Here is an 18,739-nt window from a genome sequence, read left to right as displayed (position 1 = left end):
GAAAACTCGAAAACAAAATTTTATTCCGTATGAATAGGCAGTAAGCTCCTAACATTTGTACAGACGTGTAATAAACACGGAAAAATTAAGTTGGTAGTAAAATGAACTGTACTCTATAAAATGGATAGTTTAATAAAAGGACCATGAAAGATTAAGCACTTAAAAGATAGTTTCGGAATTCTTACCGGATCCATCTTTTTTAGTGTCCACTGATAGCGATAATGATTATAATCCTCCATTTTTTACACCAAGCAACTTTTGATAATCCGCTGTTTTTATAGTCTTGAATATAGGCTTCCCATTCTGTAAAAGGAGGAAAAACTATGTCCAATAACAAAAGACCAAGAAGAATAATTTTAGATTTAGCAGTTACTTTAGATGGATTTATTGAAGGGAAAAAAGGGGAAGTAGACTGGTGCATCATGGACTCTGATATGGGGTTCATTGATTTCTTAAATCATATTGATACTATTTTATACGGAAGAAGAAGCTATGATTTATGGGGACAATATACTCCAGAAAATGAAGCTTCTGATACCGAAAAAGAAATTTGGAAATTAGTTCATAGTAAGGAAAAATATATGTTTTCCAGAACGCAAAAAAGGACTGATAATAAAGTAACATTAATAAATGATAATATTTTTGAAGAAGTAAATAAATTAAAGAATAAGCCTGGTAAAGACATCTGGCTTTATGGCGGAGCGAGCCTTATTACAACTTTTATAAATTTAGGGCTTGTTGATGAATTTAGATTATCTGTTCACCCTGTTATTTTAGGAGAAGGAAAACCCTTGTTTATTGACATAAAGCAGAGGGTGAATTTAAAACTGGTTAATACAAAAAGGTTTTCCTCTGGCGTTGTTCAACTATGTTATCATCTTAATGACAAATAATGATATGGAAAATCCAAGGATGTAGGAAAAATGTTGTTATGGTAAATGAGGTCATTTGTTGTACAAAAAAGGATAGATGTAAGCAGGTATTCCTCCTTGTTCATCTATCCTTTCTTTTTACACTATTTAATTTTAAAGATTTCTAATCATTTTCTTGATTTTTAATAAAACATGCTTTTTCTATTTCATCTTCATCACGATTTCCGAGTCCAAATAATAACCTAAATAAATGCACAAGATAGAATCCGGAAATCAGTTTCGGAAATGTAAAAACTTACTAAAATTCTATTTTTTGCTCACGTTACCATTTAGAATGCTCTGGCATTTCCTAATTTTTTGTTTGATTTGCCGATTTTCAAAAAAATAAACTTCTGTACCTGCCCAAATAAAAACCCAACACACAATGCTTAATACTCCTGCAGTATAAGCATGAGTGCTTGAAAGCTTCAAGTATATCAACCCAACAATAATACCAAGCACAAACAAAACAATAGCCTTTTTGACATTTCTAGCATATGTATATTCCTCTTCGTTCAAGAGGTTAGAAAAAGTGTTACATGTGGCAGTCTTCAATGACTTTTCGTCAAAATCATTCTGACCTAAAAAAAATATGTCTACTTCTTTTCTTTTGCCGCTGTGTAGCTTTGACAAAAGAAAATCTTCAAGGTCAGAGCTTAGGTGAACATCATCTGAGCTATAATATCTTGAAAACGGAGTATCAGTTTCATCTAAATAGATATTTATACTTAACTCATCTTTCATGTTAACCCTCCTTTAACTCCAATTTACTAGTTGAAAGTCAACCTTTTACCAGTATAGTATGGTCAAGATAGCAGCAATTCTTACGAAAACAGCGTTATAAAAAGGAAAAGCTGAAATATCTTATTTTAATCAAAATAAGATATTTCAGCTTTTCTTTTTGGATGTTCAGTTTGAAGAACTTTTACGAATGCTCTTCTTACATATATATAAATGTATTTTGGGGCGTACTCTATCTATATGATAAATAATTTTGAAAAATAAGTCTATATTTTTCTTAATTTTCTTATTATATTTAGGCTACTGAACTCAGTGAAATTTATGTAAGTACTATATGAAAGGGGCATATACATGAGATCTAATCACGTTCCAGTTTTAATTATCGGAGGAGGTTTGACAGGTCTAACTTCTGCATTATTTCTTGCGCATCATAAAGTTGATTATTTACTTATTGAAAGGCATGCTACGACTGCTATTCATCCGAAGGCAGGGGGTATTACTTTTCGTACGATGGAATTATTCCGAGAATTAGGGTTAGAAAAAAACATTCGCGCCGCAGGAAAGTCACTGGAGAACTGCCGCGGAAGGATTGCTGTAAATACAATGGCTGAAGCAGACCCTGAAGAGTTAAAAAGGGCTAGAATAGCTCAGGCCGAAAGTGATGAAAGTATGTCCGGAATCATTAGAAAGATTAGTCCGTCAAAGGTAACAGCTTGTTATCAAATTGATTTAGAACCGATGTTGCTGCAAGAGGCCCAAAAATTAGGCGGGAAGCTGTGGTTTAATCATGAACTTGTTTCTTACAAGCAAGATGATATAGGAGTAACCGCTATTGTACGAGATCGTGAAACTAAGGAAGAACAGATGATTCATAGCGATTATTTAATTGCAGCAGATGGAGCCAAAAGTTCTATACGTAAACATGCAGGTATTCCAACTACTGGTCGCGGTAATATCGGAGGGCATTATATAAACATTTACTTTGAAGCGGATTTGAGCGATCTCATAAAAGGAGATGCCTTTGGTTTCTCGATGATTTTACACCCTGAAGTTTTAGGTGCACTTATTCCAGTCAATAATAACGATCGGTGGATTTATCATGTTACGTATCATCCTTTAAAAGGGGAAACACCAGAAGATTTTTCTGCAGAGCGTTGTCAAAAAATTGTTCAAAAAGCCATTGGGATGCCAAATCTGAATGTGAAAATACTAAGCATTTCACCTTGGGAAGCGACAGAAAGTACAGCGGTACGTTTTCAGGATAATCGTGTTTTTTTAGCTGGTGATGCTGCTCATCTTATGCCGCCTACGGGAGGATTTGGTTCAAATACAGGTATTCAGGATGCTCACAATTTAGCTTGGAAATTAGCTGCTGTTATACATGATCAAGCGAATCCGAAATTACTGGAAACCTACCATGAGGAGAGGCATCCCGTTGTACGATTAACTACGGATTACGCAAGCAGTATATTGTTCCGTGCTGCGAATAAAGAAGAGGATAATCTGAATAACATGGATAGCCTAGCTGTTACTGTAGGTTACAAATACTGTTCGGCAGCAATTATCGATCAAGATGCAACTCCACATAGGATGGATCTTTTAGAGCTCAGCGGAAGACCAGGAACACGCGCTCCGCATATGTGGGGTACTTATGAAGGAAAGCGTATTTCCATACTTGATTTACTGGGTAAAAACTTTGTGCTATTTATTGGTTCAGAACATAACTCTTGGTCAACTGCGGCACATACTGTTGCTTCTCATTTAGGAATAAGCATAAATGTGTACCGTGTTTGTCCAACAGGAGATTTTGTTGATCAGGACAATGTTTTTGGGATGTTATATGGAGTAAATCCTGAAGGGGCTGTGCTCGTAAGACCAGATGGATTCATTGGATGGCGTACAAAAGAAGAAGTATTAAACCCTGACTTAATACTGGAAGAGGTGATGAATTGCATATTATGCAATTCATCTGTAAATGAGAAATAATTTTGAGGACTGTATTTAAAGTTTTTAGATATACTGCTGAGTTAGTAGAGGCTCTTTACATTTAGAGAGCCTTTTTTTACATAATAAAAGTTAAAAGTAGGACTATTTTGCAACATTAAGTTTTGAGATTCTTTTACCATCTTTATAGTCAAGACAAGAAACTTCAATTAACAATCCATTAAATACTGTAAAGTAGAAGCCGTAACTACTACCTCTCATCTTGTAAGGTTCTTTATCTATTTCAATACCGCCTTCTATTAAGCGATTATATACTTGATCAACTTTATTTGGTTCTTCTACTAAGAAACCAATATGAAAAGCTTCTGGGTATGTCGCATCTTTTCCCCCTTTAAACGCTTTTGGATCACTTAATACAAGAATAAATCCATCATTATCACTCATCACTACAAGAGCTTTTCCTTTCTCTTCTAAACATTGAAAATCAAAAAATGTTTCAAAAAAAGCTCTCGCTGCCGATAAATCATCAACACATAAATTTAAATGATTCAGTTTCATCTATTCATCTCCTTTTCATTATATTTCTATTTCATTCAGGCGTTTCCTTCTTTAGAACACTTTCGTGTGTAAGCGAAAGGCTGTCATATTTCAAGAATCATTTTGCGAATTTTGCACGTTAAGGCTAAATCCCTCATAGGAAATGTCGATTTTTTTTATTGCACAAATGAAGTAAAAGAGTTCCGTAAACAAGTAATATGTGATAAAATGAAACAGAAACATATGTTCTGTTTTGTTTTGTGGTTACATATGTTAAACATTTTAGAAAGAGGTGCTTGTGATGATCTTAAGTATTAACCCGTATTTAGTGACGAATGGTAATGGGCAAGAAGCGGTTAAGTTTTATGAAAATGCATTGGATGCAAAGGTTGAAATGCTTCAAACGTTTGGAGAAATGCCAGAAAATCCGGAACATCCGGTTCCTGCTGAGGCGAAGGACCTTGTTTTACATGCACATTTAAAAGTTGGTAATACGGATCTTATGATTTCTGATACGTTCCCAGGTCAGTCACACGAAATTGGATCACACTTGACTATAGCAATTCACATACAAGGTGCAGAAAAAGCAGAAGAGGTATTTGCAAAATTACAGGACGGCGGTCAAGTCATAATGCCCCTTCAAGAAACTTTCTGGAGTCCGTTATACGGCCAAGTACAAGATAAATTCGGTGTACAATGGCAAGTTTCAACGGCTGCTTGCCAACAATAATTCATATAAGAAGGGAGCTGACTGCAAAAAAGTCAGCTCCTTTTATTTTTTGATATTATCCAGTTGCAGTGCTCCGATTATTTGCATATGAAAGTTTCACTTTAACGTACTATCTTTTCTTTTTCCTTAATTTGTGTACTATTAAGAAATAGGAAGACACAAAGAAGGGGATTTTCGAATGGAATTTCATGAACAAAAAATACTACCAGCTGTTCGGCAAGTAAAAGATTTAGAGAAATTACTACATAGTTCTTATGAATATATTGTCATTCTTGATATTCATGTTGCCCAGTTGAAAAGTGTCATTGCTCTTGCGAAGCAGCATGGTAAGAAAGTCTTTTTACATGTTGATTTAATTCATGGCTTGCAAAGTGATGGGTATGCAACGGAGTATGTCTGCCAAGAGTTTCGTCCATATGGTTTGTTATCTACGAAATCAAGTGTGATTATGAAAGCGAAGCAAAAAGGTGTCGTTGCGATTCAACGCATTTTCTTAATTGACTCTAGTGCAATGGAGAAAAGTTGTGCTCTTTTAGAAAAGACAAAGCCAGATTACATTGAAGTGTTGCCAGGGGCTTTAACGGACGTAATTACGGAAATGAAGGAACGGACCGGATTATCTATTTTAGCAGGTGGATTTATCCGTACGGTTGATGATGTAGAAAGGGCGTTAGAGGCTGGTGCGACAGCGATTACAACGTCGAAAAAAGAATTATGGAAACATTTTCATAAAAAATGACGAAAATGTGAAAAAATTTAATTGACACCGCTTTCATTTACGTTTAACATTATAAACAAGTTAATAAACGTGACGGAGAAAAGAAGAGATCCACATTTCATTGTTTCTATGTTTCTATAGAAACGTGCATTTGTGGATTTTTTCTTTTAAAAAAAATGAATGGCCATTCAATTTGTCTCTTTCACTGTAAGCGTTTTAATTTGATTATGGAGGGATCATATGTCACCATTTTTAGGGGAGTTAATAGGGACAGCATTACTAATCATTCTTGGCGGCGGCGTTTGTGCTGGTGTAAGTTTAAAGAAATCGTTTGCGCAAAATTCAGGATGGATTGTTATTACGATGGGATGGGGCTTAGCGGTTTCAGTAGCTGCTTATGCAGTTGGATCAATTAGCGGAGCACATTTAAATCCAGCGGTAACAATTGGACTTGCTTTTAAAGGAGCATTTCCTTGGAGCGACGTACCAGGTTATATCGCAGCACAAATGATTGGGGCAATGATTGGAGCAATTATCGTATATTTACATTACTTACCACATTGGAAAGAAACAGAAGATGCAGGCACAAAATTAGGCGTATTTGCAACAGGACCGGCAATTCCAAATACATTTGCAAACCTTTTAAGTGAAATTATTGGAACTTTTATTTTAGTACTTGGTATTTTAGCAATTGGAGCAAATAAATTTGCAGATGGTTTAAATCCGTTTGTTGTTGGTTTCTTAATTGTAAGTATTGGTTTATCATTAGGAGGAACAACTGGTTACGCAATCAATCCAGCACGTGACTTAGGGCCTCGTATTGCACACTTCCTTCTACCGATTCCGGGAAAAGGCGGATCGAACTGGAAATATGCATGGATTCCGGTTGTAGGACCGATTTTAGGCGGATCATTAGCAGGGTTATTCCATCAAGTTGTATTTGAAGGAAAGCAAAACTCAGCACTTATGTATGTAACAATTGCAACGGTGATTGTTCTAGCAATCTCTTATATGACAAGCAAACAGAGCGGAAAAAATACAAATAGTAGAAAAGTAGCATAAGGGGGAAATAGATATGGAGAAATTTATTCTTTCATTAGACCAAGGAACAACAAGTTCACGTGCGATTCTTTTTAATAAAGAAGGTAAAATTGTACATGTTGCGCAAAAAGAATTTACGCAACATTTTCCAAAGCCAGGTTGGGTTGAGCATAACCCGCAAGAAATTTGGGGATCGATTTTAGCGGTTATTGCAAGTTGTTTAAGTGAAGCAAACGTAAAACCAGAGCAAATTGCGAGTATCGGGATTACAAACCAACGTGAAACAACAGTTGTATGGGAAAAAGAAACAGGAAAACCTGTATACAACGCAATCGTATGGCAATCTCGTCAAACAGCTGAAATTTGTGACGAACTAAAAGAAAAAGGCTATAACGATATGGTTCGCGAAAAAACAGGCCTTTTAATTGATGCATACTTCTCTGGAACAAAAGTAAAATGGATTTTGGATAACGTAGAAGGTGCAAGAGAGAAAGCAGAGCGCGGTGAATTATTATTCGGAACAATTGATACGTGGCTTGTATGGAAACTATCTGGTGGTAACGTTCACGTAACAGATTATTCCAATGCATCTCGTACATTAATGTATAACATTCATGAATTAAAATGGGACGAAGAGCTTCTTGAAATGCTAACAGTACCAGCAAGCATGCTTCCTGAAGTACGTCCATCTTCTGAAGTATACGGTCATACAGTTGATTATCATTTCTTTGGTCAAAATGTACCGATTGCAGGTATTGCAGGTGACCAACAAGCGGCATTATTCGGCCAAGCTTGCTTCGGTGAAGGTATGGCGAAAAATACGTATGGAACAGGCTGCTTTATGTTAATGAACACAGGTGAAAAAGCAGTAGCATCTGAGCACGGCCTATTAACAACAATTGCATGGGGCTTAAACGGAAAAGTAGAATACGCATTAGAAGGTAGTATTTTCGTGGCAGGTTCTGCAATTCAGTGGCTTCGTGACGGACTGCGTATGTTCCAAGATGCAAGTGAAAGTGAAGTGTATGCATCTCGTGTTGCGTCAACTGATGGTGTATATGTTGTACCAGCATTTGTTGGACTTGGAACGCCGTACTGGGATAGTGAAGTACGCGGCGCTGTATTCGGTTTAACACGCGGTACGACGAAAGAGCACTTTGTACGTGCAACGCTTGAATCGTTAGCATATCAAACAAAAGATGTATTATGTGCGATGGAAGCTGATTCTGGTATTGAATTAAAAACATTACGAGTTGATGGCGGCGCAGTGAAAAATAACTTCTTAATGCAGTTCCAAGGCGACATTTTAGGCGTGCCAGTAGAGCGTCCAGAAGTAAATGAAACAACAGCTTTAGGAGCAGCATACTTAGCAGGTCTTGCGGTTGGGTATTGGAAAGATCAAGAGGAAATTGCAGCACAGTGGAATATGGATAAGAGCTTTGCACCAGCGATGGAAGCGGGTACAAGTGAAGAGCTATATGCTGGCTGGAAAAAAGCAATTGAAGCAACGAAAGCTTTTAAATAACGATAAACAGTGTTATAATGATGATAAGTTAATAATTCGGTAGGAGATTTGGAGAGACCACAGCACGCTATAGAAGCAATTCTATGGTGATGTTTGTGGTCTCTTTTTTTCGTAATTAAAAGGAGGAATTACCATGAAATTCTCAAGTAAACAACGTCAAAATGTTTTAAATGAAGTAAATAAACAAGAGTTAGATATCATTGTTATCGGCGGCGGAATCACAGGGTCTGGTATTGCATTAGACGGAGCAAAACGCGGATTATCAACAGTCGTGTTTGAAATGCAAGACTTTGCAGCAGGTACATCAAGTCGTTCCACGAAGCTTGTTCACGGCGGTTTACGTTATTTAAAACAGTTTGAAGTGAAGATGGTGGCTGAAGTTGGAAAGGAACGTGCAATTGTATATGAGAACGGTCCCCACGTAACAACACCAGAGTGGATGCTGCTTCCGTTCCATAAAGGCGGTACGTTTGGTTCATTTAGTACATCAATTGGTCTTCGCGTATATGACTTTTTAGCAGGTGTTAAGAGAAGTGAGCGCAGAAAGATGTTTAGCCGCGAAGAAACGATGAAGAGAGAACCGCTTGTGAAACAAGATGGATTAAAAGGCGGCGGTTACTACGTAGAATATCGTACAGATGATGCACGTTTAACAATCGAAGTCATGAAAGAAGCGATTAAGCATGGTGCAAAAGCAGTCAACTATGCAAAAGTAGACGGCTTCTTATACAAAGATGGAAAAGTATGCGGCGTACGTGTAGTCGACTTATTAGACGGAAACGTATATGAAGTGTACGGTAAAAAAATTGTTAACGCGTCAGGCCCTTGGGTAGACACGCTTCGTGAGAAAGATAATTCGAAAAAAGGGAAAGTATTGCAGTTATCAAAAGGTGTTCACCTTGTCATTGATCAAAAACGTTTCCCACTAGGGCAAGCAATCTATTTTGATACACCAGATGGACGTATGGTATTTGCGATTCCGCGCGGAGGTAAAACATACGTAGGAACAACAGATACATTTTATGATAAAGACGCGGCAGTTCCAAAAATGACAACAGAAGATCGTACGTATATTATTAACGCGATTAACTACATGTTCCCAACTGTAAACATTACAGAGAAGGATATTGAATCAAGCTGGGCAGGCGTTCGTCCATTAATTTATGAAGAAGGAAAGAATGCATCTGAAATTTCTCGAAAAGATGAAATTTGGACTTCTGAATCTGGCTTAATCACAATTGCCGGTGGAAAGTTAACAGGATACCGCAAAATGGCAGAGATGGTTGTAGACTATGTGACATCTCTAATGCAAAAAGAAGGTCACGGTTCATACCCTGTAAGCTCAACGAAGCATATGCCAATCTCTGGCGGACATGTTGGCGGTTCTAAAAACTTCCCAACATTCATAGCGAAAAAAGCACAAGAAGGAAAGAAATACGGTTTAACAGTAGAGCAAGCAGAACAATTTGCGAAGTTCTACGGTTCAAACGTTGATGTACTCTTTGAATTAGCGAAAGAATACAAAGGAGATGCAGAGCGCTATCATCTGCCGCTTGACGTACTTCTGCCACTCGTATACGCGATGGAATTTGAAATGGCAACAACGCCAGTTGATTTCTTCGTACGCCGTATGGGTGCAGTGTTCTTTAACATTCACTGGGTATATAAATGGAAAGATGCCGTAATCAATTACATGGCAGCGACATTAAACTGGAGCGGGGAAGAGAAGCTGAAGTATGCAGCTGAATTAGACACAGCATTAACAGACGCTGTCGTTCCGGTTGATCAGCAAGAGCATGCATCTGCGTTAGCATAAAAAGCATCTCTAATTAGTGAATTAAATATACACGTTTTTTTGAACTGAAACCCGAATTGTGGAGTACACAATTCGGGTTTTTTATTGGTAAAATGGTACCGAAATCGACATATACACGAATCACATATGATATTTTTTTACAAAGTACACGTGTACAAACAGCTTGTCCCTTTCTTGCATAGGATGATAGTACATTATGTAGGAAAGGATGTGACATTTTTGATAATGGGAATGATTAATGAATTGACAGGATTTTTAACAGGACTTTTACTTAGCTTCTTTTTTTTTACAATTCTTGTTGTTGTAGCCGGAATCACAGTGAAAAATTGGAAATCATTCCTTAAGTGGATGAACTGGTTAATCTTATATCATGCTTTTATTTATGTGAGCGTTCGACCGTTTATTTATAAGACGAAGTTTCCACCTGTTGAGCAAACCATTTGGGGATTTGCAATTGTATATCTTCTTATCAATGCTGTCATTCTATTTATTAAGTCATTGGAACACGGTAAAAAAGATTGATGGAAAGCTCTCACCAATCGGGCTCTTACGGGCAGTTATCCCTCGCATATCTTCTTCGTTTTCTCTGAATCTTGAGGTGTGGTCTTACTGCCCACGAGTAGCGGGATAAATTCATTTAAATAACAAAACAAATGGAACAGAATGCAAATTCTTTTCTTCAAATGTATAAAAGAGCAACTTTATTGTAGATAAGGAGTGATAAATGATAAGACGCTTTAATGCATGGCTTGGTGACAAACTAGCCTTATGGCTTTCTACAATGGCCTGTTTCTACATCGTTTTTGGGCTTGTGATTGTGCCGCTTTTCTTTCAGCATCCAAATAATCTTGTAGAATGGGTACAGTACATGATACAGACCATCTTTCAAGGTGTTGCCTTGCCTGTCATAGGATATGTGGCAAGGATCGCCGGAGAAAAAGATGAAAAAATTATAAGTGAGACTCATGATGCGGTGATGGAGGAATTGGGTTTAGTAAAGGAAGAATTAGCGCTGGCACGAGAACAGTACGATACTTTACAAAAAGTAGAAAAGGTTATAAGTGAGACTCATGATACAGTGATGGAAGAATTAACTTTAGTAAAGGAAGAATTGGTACTAGCACGAGAACAGCACGTTGTTTTACAAAAAGTCATAGACGAATTACAACAGCATCTGAAAGAGAAATAGACTTTAACGATCCCGCAACGCGGATCGTTTTTTTTGTGCCAAAAACATTTTCTCAACCTTCCAAAAATAAACATTCCCTTCTCGCATGTTAGAATAAAGTATGTTAGTCTATGCAACTTAGAAAAACTTAATTGTTACTTTGTATTTTGAAGAAAGAGGGAGGAGATATTTATGAAGTCACCTGGGAGTGTAATTTTAGTTCATGAAATTTCCAAACTAAAAACAAAAGACGAGCTTTGGAATCCATATTCTTGGTATCAGTATATGAGAGAGAATCATCCTGTCCATTATGATGCAGATCAAGATGTATGGAATGTATTTTTGTATGATGATGTGAACCGTGTTTTATCTGACTATCGTTTATTTTCAAGTAGAAGAGAGCGTCAGCAATTTTCATTTCCGCAACGAGAAACGAGAATGAATATAAATTCTTCTGATCCTCCTGAACACCGCAATGTTCGTTCTATCGTTTCAAAAGCATTTACACCGCGCAGTTTAACTGAGTGGAAACCACATATACAATCACTTGCAAATGAAATGATAGAAAAGCTAAAAAATCGTGATGAAATTGATATTGTAGAAGATTTAGCAGCCCCATTCCCTGTAACTGTCATTTCTAATTTATTAGGTGTCCCTACAACAGATTTAAAAAAGGTTAAACGATGGTCCGATATTTTATTCATGCCATATAGTCGAGAGAAATTTTCTGGTTTAGATCAACAAAAAGCAATCGCTATGAAAGAATTTAAAACGTATCTTCTTCCCATTGTCCAAGAAAAACGATACCACTTAACAGACGACATTATTTCAGATTTAATAAGAGCTGAATATGAGGGAGAGAGATTGACAGATGAAGAGATTGTAGATTTTTCACTTGGCTTGCTGGCAGCTGGCAATGAAACAACGACAAATTTAATCATAAATAGTTTTTATAGTTTTTTAGTTGATAAACCAGGGACGTATAACGAACTACGTGAAAATCCAGAGTATATTCCGCAAGCAATTGAAGAGGTTTTACGCTATCGTTTTCCAGTCGTATTGGCACGTAGAATAACGGAGGATACAAATATATTTGGACCAAACATGAAAAAGGGACAAATGATTGTTGCGTGGGTAAGTGCCGCAAACTTAGATGAGAAACAGTTCCCTAAAGCTAGCTGTTTTGACATACATCGACCAGGTAATGACAAGCATATGACATTTGGAAAAGGGCCGCACTTTTGCTTAGGTGCCCCACTCGCACGATTAGAAGCTACAATCGCTCTAACAACCTTCATTAAACAACATAAAGAAATAAAACTTTCACCATCTTTTCAGCTAGAGAATTGTCTATTAGAGAATGAACAAACCTTAAAACGTTTACCAATCCTTTTAAAGTAAAAGTGTTATAGAGAGAGCGCTTCATGACTATCGTTTTCTGTTCATAAAAGTGAAAAACACACCTCTTCAAAGATTTAGAGAGGTGTGTTTTTTCTATTCAATAATTTGTTCCCCAATAGCTGGATCATGGTTTGCCATCACTTGTACGCAATCGTCTCTCTTTCTAAATTCTCCCACCCAATCTAAAGATTTCTGAGCAGCAACCTTATCAACGGTCACTCCAGGTAATATATTTTGTTCCCAGGACCGGTTTGAATAGCCGACATCACTAGCTAATAATACCCAACCTCTATTCGTTTGTACTAATACAGAAAATAGTCCTTTACTATGTCCAGGGGTATGTACCATATAGAGAGAACCATCTTGGAATAAATCATATCCTAGCTGATAGGGGCCGTGCGGAATTCTTTGTAATTCAAAAGTATTGATGTTTACACCCTCCCACATGGGCCGAATATATCCAACACCTTTTTGGGCGGCGTCCCATTCTAATTTACTTGTTAAAATATGTTTTGCATCTGCCACGTGCTTTACTCCGCTTACGTGATCTGAGTGAAGATGAGTGAGTAATACATAATCAATATCCTTATGGTCAATTCCCTTCGCTTGAAGTCTTTCCGCAATAGACTGTCCTTTTGGTAAAGTGCCTTTAAACATAGTAGAAGTAAGCCATCCTAAATGTTTTCTCTGATTTGTTCTTATATCTTCATGCCATCCTGTGTCGACTAAAACCAATCCCTTTGGATGCTCAATCAAGTACGCGGAGACAGGTACCCATCTTTGTTTAGCGGAACTTCTTAGCCAGCCAGTATAAGGCATAGGGTGCAAAGTTTTTTCCTGAAATGCCATTGCTTGATCGATGTATACTTGCCCTGTATGCCATACATGTATTTTACTATTCATGATTCAATCACCTCTGGAGAAAAATGAATTGAAGGATAGTTTTATATTTTTTGGAAAAATTACAATTTATGTATTTTCAAGGTTCAGTTCTTTGTGATAGCGAATTAGTTAGAGATTATGCTGAATATGGGGTGAATAGAATGCAATTGGTTTTTAAAATTACATATCATCGTATGTACGACCATTATCTACCTAAATTACTTCAAACAATTCAAGTTTTACATACTGAAGAATTGTGGGAACAAGAAAAGGGAATGAATTCAATCGGTGGAATCGTCTTACACATTTGTGAACATATAAAAAGGAATACAGCTCGGTACGCGAATCCGGATATAAAGTTTGAAGAAGGGATTGAAGAGTATTTTCCTCATTTAGACATATCATCAAATCCTTTATGTTCAATTATTGAAGAGACCTTTGCTAACTGGAAAAGAGCGTTTGCGAAAGCCGTAAATAGTAAAAATAAGATAGAGATTGATATACATAGTCTCTTTCATCTTGTTGAACATACTGGGTATCATTTAGGTCAAGTGGTAGATCGAGTAAAAAGAATAAGAGGAACGAAATTTGATTTTTGTCAAAAGGGACTAAATGAAAGGAATTTGAAAGATATGATTGAAAATGATAGTGATTTATCTCGTATTAACGGGCAGTAAGACCCCTATTGATGGAAGTTTCACTTTATTTTACCCGTTTCTATACATTGAAAAACGATTAGGGAAGTATTGTTCAACGAATGAGAGTAATCGTGTTATTCTATTTATAGGATTATTTTGAAGTGAGTGATAAGTATGAGTATTTTTATTTTGGAAGATGATGTGGTTCAAGCTCAGCATGTGAAGCGGCTGGTGGAGGGAATTTGTGAGAAATATATGTTGCCGTACGATTTTATCGAAGTGACAAGTAAGAGTGAGCACATTATTGAAAAAATTCCGTTGACGACTTATGTACCGATTTATTTTTTAGATATTGAGATTAAGAGTGAGGAGCGTAAAGGGTTACAAGTCGCTCAAGAGATTCGCAAATATGATGCGCAAGGCATTATTGTGTTTGTGACGACGCATTCCGAATTTGCGCCAATCTCGTATCAATACATGGTATCGGCTTTAACATTTATTGATAAAGGCTTGCCTTATGATGAACGCTGCAGCGTGTTTGAACAATGTTTACTTCAATATCAAGCGCGCAACATGGCTGTTATTCCTGCTGATGATTTTATTGTGGAAAACACGAATGCGACTGTACGTGTGCCGTTTGCAACGGTGGAATATATTATGACTGATGAGCCGCATCGTTTAGCTTTAGTGACGACAGACCGTATCGTTTATTTTTATGGCACATTAAGAGAAATTGAAACAGTAGATGAACGTTTACTTCGCTGTCATCAATCGTATATCGTGAATACAGGACAAATGTCTTCCTATGATGCGGTGCAAAAAATGATTATTTTAAAAAGTGGCAAACGCATTCCGGTATCACGCCGTTTAGTGCGCAAAGTACGTCAGCTGTTAAAGGGTGAGTTGTAATGTATGTTTATGATATAGTCGCGTTTGGGTTGATTGGTATTAGCCATGTCTTATTATACATTCAATTAATTCGTTACAATCGCCTGTCCTATACAATGGTAATCGCTTTAAGCATTGTCTTTATGATTTTACTTGGGATCGTTGTGACAGTAACAGGTTATCCAGAATTTAATATTATTATGTTGTTGCTGTTTCTATTAAGTTTAGGTTTGATACAGGACGAATTAACATTTATGCAAAACTTATACTTTGCATTAGTCAGTATGGTAAGCATTACATTAGTAAAAATGGTGTTACTGGATTTGGGGATGAAGCTGTTTATGTTAACACCATATAATTTGTATTTATGGACAGGCAGCGTAATTCATCTCATCGCTTCGATTGTCATCGTCATTGGCATTGCACTGTGGTATAAGCGGATTCAAAAGATTGCTCAGTTTATTGTAGCTAGCCCCCTTTATTATGTAAGCTATGGTCTTCTTGTTATAGGGCTCATCATAGAGCTAATTTTGACTGCGCCTTCCACCAATTTATTGGCTACATTATATCAACAGTATGGAGAAATAAGTTATATTGCAGCAATCATATTATTTTTTGTGTTGCTGTTGATTGTGTTAATAAGCTCGCATTTGACAAAAGAAAAGATATTGGAAGAACATCAGGAACGTTTAGATAAGGAACTACTGGATTATGTAGAGAAGTTAGAACTCATGCATGATGAATTGGCCAGCTTCCGTCATGATTATATGAATGTGTTATTGGCGTTAGAGGAAGGCGTGCGCACGAAAAATGTAACGCAAATTGAACACGTTTATTATGATGTAATCGCTCCTACCTCAAAACTGATAAACAATCGCGAGTTGGATATTGTGAAATTATCCCGGGTCAATATCCCCGAAGTGAAAAGTGTGTTGAGTGTAAAAGTGGTTACTTCTCAGCAACAACAAGTGAACGTGATGATCGATATCCCACAAACGATTGAAACGATTGCAATGCCTGTTGTTACTTTTATTCGTGCCATTTCAATTTTATTGGATAATGCGATTGAAGAAACGGTTCGTAGTAAGGATAAAATGTTGCAAATTGCCTTCTTTGAAATGGAGGAACGCCAATATTTTATTGTGCGCAATAGTTGTAAGCATGAAGAGATTGATTTACAGCAAATATACGAGAAGCGCTATTCTAGTAAAGAAGGAAACCGGGGGTATGGACTGTTTTCGTTAAAGCGTATGATTGATAAAACAGATCATGCAACGTTAGAAACAACTTTTGCAGCTCCTTATTTTACTCAAACTTTCATACTAAAAAAATAGTAATGCGAAAGCGTCATGACCATTTATGATGAAAAATGAACCGAGTATGACAAAACTACATACTTTATACGCTGTCTTTTATACACTTCAATCAAGGGGTGGAACGAGATGGCTAGTATTATTTTTGCTGCGATTATAAGCATAGGATTACCGCTGACTGCACTGCTATATGCATGTTCCAAGAAACGATATATTCCATTTGTATTAGGGGGACTGGCATTTGTTGTATCGCAAGTTTTGATCCGCGTACCAATACTAAAATATTTAGGAGAGCATAGCACAGCCTATTCAATGTTTAGCGCCATGCAACCTGTTTTATTTGCTATAGTTATCGGTTTAACGGCAGGTATTTTTGAAGAACTGGCTCGTTTTATCGCTATGCGCTTTTTTATGAAGCAACGGGATTGGCAGTCCGGATTTTTATTCGGTGCAGGGCATGGTGGCATCGAAGCGGTGTTATTTCTCGGTAGTAGTGCGGTGTTCTTATTGTTCTCACCAACTGCTATCGCAAACAGTGATACCTATTTTATCGGTGGTATTGAACGTTTCTTTGCGATGTTATTGCATATAGGCCTTTCGATTATTGTATTACAAGGCGTTGTGCGAAAGAGGTTTCTTTATGTTGTGCTCGCAATTATGATCCATGGGATTGTAGATGCACTGGTTGGTATTTTACCGTTATATGTGCCGAAAGAAAGTAGTCTGCTTATTGTGGAAGTTACGCTAGCGGTTATTGCGGTAGCTGTTTTCAATTATAGTTTATGGATAAAAAGAAAGGGAGTATTGCGATGAAGAGAATTTTATTATCTATTTTGAGCGCTATGATAGTGTTTGCACTTGTAGCATGTGGTGGCAATAAAGTGGATGACTCCGCTTCAAAAAAATATATCACGAAGGCTGAAAAAATTGTGTCATTATTAAATGAAGGTAAGTATAAAGAAGTACACGAAATGTTTGATAATAAAATGAAAGCAGGATTACCAGAAGATCAAATGACAAAGCTTACTCCTATTATCGAGAAATCTGGTACTTTCGAAAAAATCGATAAATCTTCAGTTGAAGAAAAAGATGGTCTGTATGTCGTTATTCTTGTTGCGAAATACAGTAAAGAAAATCGCGTTTTCACAGTGACCTTTAACGATAAAGAAGAAGTGGCAGGGTTATTCATTAAATAGGCTATGTTATGAAGTTAACAATTCGTTCTAATATAGACTTTTAGCTAATAGTTTATGAATAATCGTACTTAAACATTAGAGTGCATTTTCTTAAGTCTATTAAAAATCAATAGATCCCACCTTTTCATGTGGAAAGGTGGGATTTATTTTTATCCCGCTATTCGCGGACAGTAAGACTCCAACCTCAAAATTCAGCGAAAGCAAAGAAGGAAGAACTGGGATATATCAAAAAGACATGTTTTTCAAAGGAGTGGTCTTTCATGTTCATAAAATCTGTAAATTTAGCTGTTCGTTTTCTGCTAGAGTTATGTGCCCTTGCATCGCTAGGTTATTGGGGCTTTCAAGTCGGGAAAAGTGCGTATACAAAATTTGTTTTTGGTATTGGCTCACCACTACTTTTGGCGATATTATGGGGGACTTTCATTGCACCTAAAGCATCATTGAAACTGCCAGAACCGTACAGATTTATGCTGGAATTCGTAATCTTCGGAGCTGCCTCATTCGCTCTGCATTTTGTTGATAAAACAATCTTAGCCATTATTCTTGGAATGGTATTCATAATTAACCGCATTTTACTCATTATTTGGAAACAATAATTAGAAATATCAACTAGTTCAGCACAAGTAATAGGTTGATGCCACGCATTACTTCTTGTTTTTTTATAAGAAAATTAACAGAGCCATTTAATTAACGAGGCAGGGTAATTGAATAAGAGGTTGTTAGATTGATAAGTATCTCTTATATGTATCCTAAAGTTTTGGATCATTTTACCGGAATAAAAGATATTGTACGATGAAATTAAGCGTGAAGTGAAAGGAAATGATGCTAATGCTTACGTTTCGTCATGTCGATGTAGAAAAAGATAAACAGACGATCATTAAATTTTTTACAGATACAGATGAAGAACTGGAGTTTAATGAGAATGAATATATAAAGTATGCAAAGCAAAAGCAATTGAATTTTCCTGAGGGATTCGTTCTATTGGAAAATGATCAACAGGCAGTTGGGGAATTAGTTCTTAGGTATGATAACTATGAAGGACGAGAGATTGGCTATGTAAGTTTTGTGTATGTAATTCCCGAAGGCCGCGGGAAGGGGTATAGTAATCTAATTTTTCAATATGCTGAGAATCAGTTTAAAAAACGTAATGTATTTGAATATCATCTCCGCGTTGCACAGTCCAATGTAAGAGCGATTAAATTCTATGAAAAGCAAGGACTCGAAATAATAGGAGAAGAGCGTAATTCTTACAATCAACGTTGTTGGAGAATGGGGAAGAAGATGTAGGTA

General features: G+C 36.8%; 20 protein-coding genes. 17 read left to right on the top strand and 3 right to left on the bottom strand.

What is annotated here, in order from left to right:
- The first annotated feature begins 323 nt into the window (after positions 1-323).
- A complete protein-coding gene (locus WAX78_RS19575; RefSeq protein ID WP_336483676.1) occupies positions 324-893 on the top strand; it encodes a dihydrofolate reductase family protein in 570 nt (189 codons plus the stop codon).
- 285 nt (positions 894-1,178) lie between these two features.
- Here WAX78_RS19575 and WAX78_RS19570 read toward each other — a convergent pair whose 3' ends face one another.
- Entirely contained in the window at positions 1,179-1,655 is a 477-nt protein-coding gene (locus WAX78_RS19570) for a hypothetical protein (protein WP_336483675.1), read from the bottom strand.
- Between the two features lie 348 nt (positions 1,656-2,003).
- On the opposite strand from WAX78_RS19570, the gene WAX78_RS19565 reads away from it, so the two are divergent.
- The gene (locus tag WAX78_RS19565; protein ID WP_336483674.1) at positions 2,004-3,638 is read left to right on the top strand and encodes an FAD-dependent oxidoreductase; all 1,635 of its coding nucleotides are present in this window, start codon (positions 2,004-2,006) and stop codon (positions 3,636-3,638) included.
- Between the two features lie 102 nt (positions 3,639-3,740).
- On the opposite strand, the gene WAX78_RS19560 is transcribed toward WAX78_RS19565, so the two are convergent.
- Positions 3,741-4,154: a VOC family protein gene (locus tag WAX78_RS19560; RefSeq protein WP_336483673.1), complete on the bottom strand. Its 414-nt coding sequence runs from the start codon at positions 4,152-4,154 to the stop codon at positions 3,741-3,743.
- Positions 4,155-4,434: 280 nt separating this feature from the next.
- Between WAX78_RS19560 and WAX78_RS19555 the strand changes: the two genes are divergently transcribed.
- The 8 genes from WAX78_RS19555 (at position 4,435) to WAX78_RS19520 (ending at position 12,532) form a co-directional block, all read left to right on the top strand.
- Positions 4,435-4,863, top strand: coding sequence for a VOC family protein (locus WAX78_RS19555; protein WP_336483672.1), 429 nt, complete (start codon positions 4,435-4,437; stop codon positions 4,861-4,863).
- A 178-nt stretch (positions 4,864-5,041) separates the two neighbouring features.
- A complete protein-coding gene (locus WAX78_RS19550) occupies positions 5,042-5,602 on the top strand; it encodes a glycerol-3-phosphate responsive antiterminator (RefSeq protein ID WP_336483671.1) in 561 nt (186 codons plus the stop codon).
- 219 nt (positions 5,603-5,821) lie between these two features.
- Complete coding sequence (locus tag WAX78_RS19545) at positions 5,822-6,643, top strand: MIP/aquaporin family protein (protein ID WP_336483670.1); 822 nt, start codon at positions 5,822-5,824, stop codon at positions 6,641-6,643.
- Between the two features lie 13 nt (positions 6,644-6,656).
- Positions 6,657-8,147, top strand: a complete 1,491-nt coding sequence (glpK, locus tag WAX78_RS19540) for a glycerol kinase GlpK (protein ID WP_336483669.1) — start codon at positions 6,657-6,659, stop codon at positions 8,145-8,147.
- Between the two features lie 133 nt (positions 8,148-8,280).
- Entirely contained in the window at positions 8,281-9,963 is a 1,683-nt protein-coding gene (locus WAX78_RS19535) for a glycerol-3-phosphate dehydrogenase/oxidase (RefSeq protein ID WP_336483668.1), read from the top strand.
- Between the two features lie 183 nt (positions 9,964-10,146).
- Positions 10,147-10,485, top strand: a complete 339-nt coding sequence (locus WAX78_RS19530) for a hypothetical protein (protein ID WP_336483667.1) — start codon at positions 10,147-10,149, stop codon at positions 10,483-10,485.
- A 202-nt stretch (positions 10,486-10,687) separates the two neighbouring features.
- On the top strand, positions 10,688-11,152 hold the full coding sequence (locus WAX78_RS19525) for a hypothetical protein (RefSeq protein ID WP_336483666.1): 465 nt from the start codon (positions 10,688-10,690) through the stop codon (positions 11,150-11,152).
- Positions 11,153-11,323: 171 nt separating this feature from the next.
- Positions 11,324-12,532: a cytochrome P450 gene (locus tag WAX78_RS19520; protein WP_336483665.1), complete on the top strand. Its 1,209-nt coding sequence runs from the start codon at positions 11,324-11,326 to the stop codon at positions 12,530-12,532.
- Positions 12,533-12,625: 93 nt separating this feature from the next.
- Here the strand turns inward: WAX78_RS19520 and WAX78_RS19515 are convergent, their stop codons facing one another.
- On the bottom strand, positions 12,626-13,435 hold the full coding sequence (locus WAX78_RS19515; RefSeq protein WP_336483664.1) for an N-acyl homoserine lactonase family protein: 810 nt from the start codon (positions 13,433-13,435) through the stop codon (positions 12,626-12,628).
- A gap of 140 nt (positions 13,436-13,575) precedes the next feature.
- Between WAX78_RS19515 and WAX78_RS19510 the strand changes: the two genes are divergently transcribed.
- The 7 genes from WAX78_RS19510 (at position 13,576) to WAX78_RS19480 (ending at position 18,736) form a co-directional block, all read left to right on the top strand.
- Complete coding sequence (locus WAX78_RS19510) at positions 13,576-14,091, top strand: hypothetical protein (RefSeq protein WP_336483740.1); 516 nt, start codon at positions 13,576-13,578, stop codon at positions 14,089-14,091.
- A gap of 135 nt (positions 14,092-14,226) precedes the next feature.
- Positions 14,227-14,961, top strand: a complete 735-nt coding sequence (locus WAX78_RS19505) for a response regulator transcription factor (protein ID WP_336483663.1) — start codon at positions 14,227-14,229, stop codon at positions 14,959-14,961.
- Positions 14,961-16,274 (top strand): GHKL domain-containing protein, encoded by a 1,314-nt coding sequence (locus WAX78_RS19500; RefSeq protein ID WP_336483662.1) that lies wholly within the window; start codon positions 14,961-14,963, stop codon positions 16,272-16,274. Before WAX78_RS19505 ends, WAX78_RS19500 begins: the two co-directional genes overlap by 1 nt.
- Before the next feature lie 108 nt (positions 16,275-16,382).
- Entirely contained in the window at positions 16,383-17,066 is a 684-nt protein-coding gene (locus WAX78_RS19495) for a YhfC family glutamic-type intramembrane protease (protein WP_336483661.1), read from the top strand.
- On the top strand, positions 17,063-17,449 hold the full coding sequence (locus WAX78_RS19490) for a DUF3887 domain-containing protein (protein ID WP_336483660.1): 387 nt from the start codon (positions 17,063-17,065) through the stop codon (positions 17,447-17,449). The genes WAX78_RS19495 and WAX78_RS19490 overlap by 4 nt, the downstream gene beginning before the upstream one ends.
- Positions 17,450-17,709: 260 nt before the next feature.
- Entirely contained in the window at positions 17,710-18,045 is a 336-nt protein-coding gene (locus WAX78_RS19485; protein ID WP_336483659.1) for a YrdB family protein, read from the top strand.
- 232 nt (positions 18,046-18,277) lie between these two features.
- Positions 18,278-18,736 carry a GNAT family N-acetyltransferase gene (locus WAX78_RS19480; RefSeq protein WP_336483658.1) on the top strand — a complete coding sequence of 153 codons (459 nt, stop codon included), beginning with the start codon at positions 18,278-18,280 and terminating at the stop codon, positions 18,734-18,736.
- The last annotated feature ends 3 nt before the right edge of the window (positions 18,737-18,739 follow it).

It is taken from the genome of Bacillus yunxiaonensis, from assembly GCF_037104695.1.
Taxonomy (GTDB): domain Bacteria; phylum Bacillota; class Bacilli; order Bacillales; family Bacillaceae_G; genus Bacillus_A; species Bacillus_A yunxiaonensis.
Note: the sequence above shows the minus strand (reverse complement) of the source record. Positions and strands in the feature narration are given on the sequence as shown.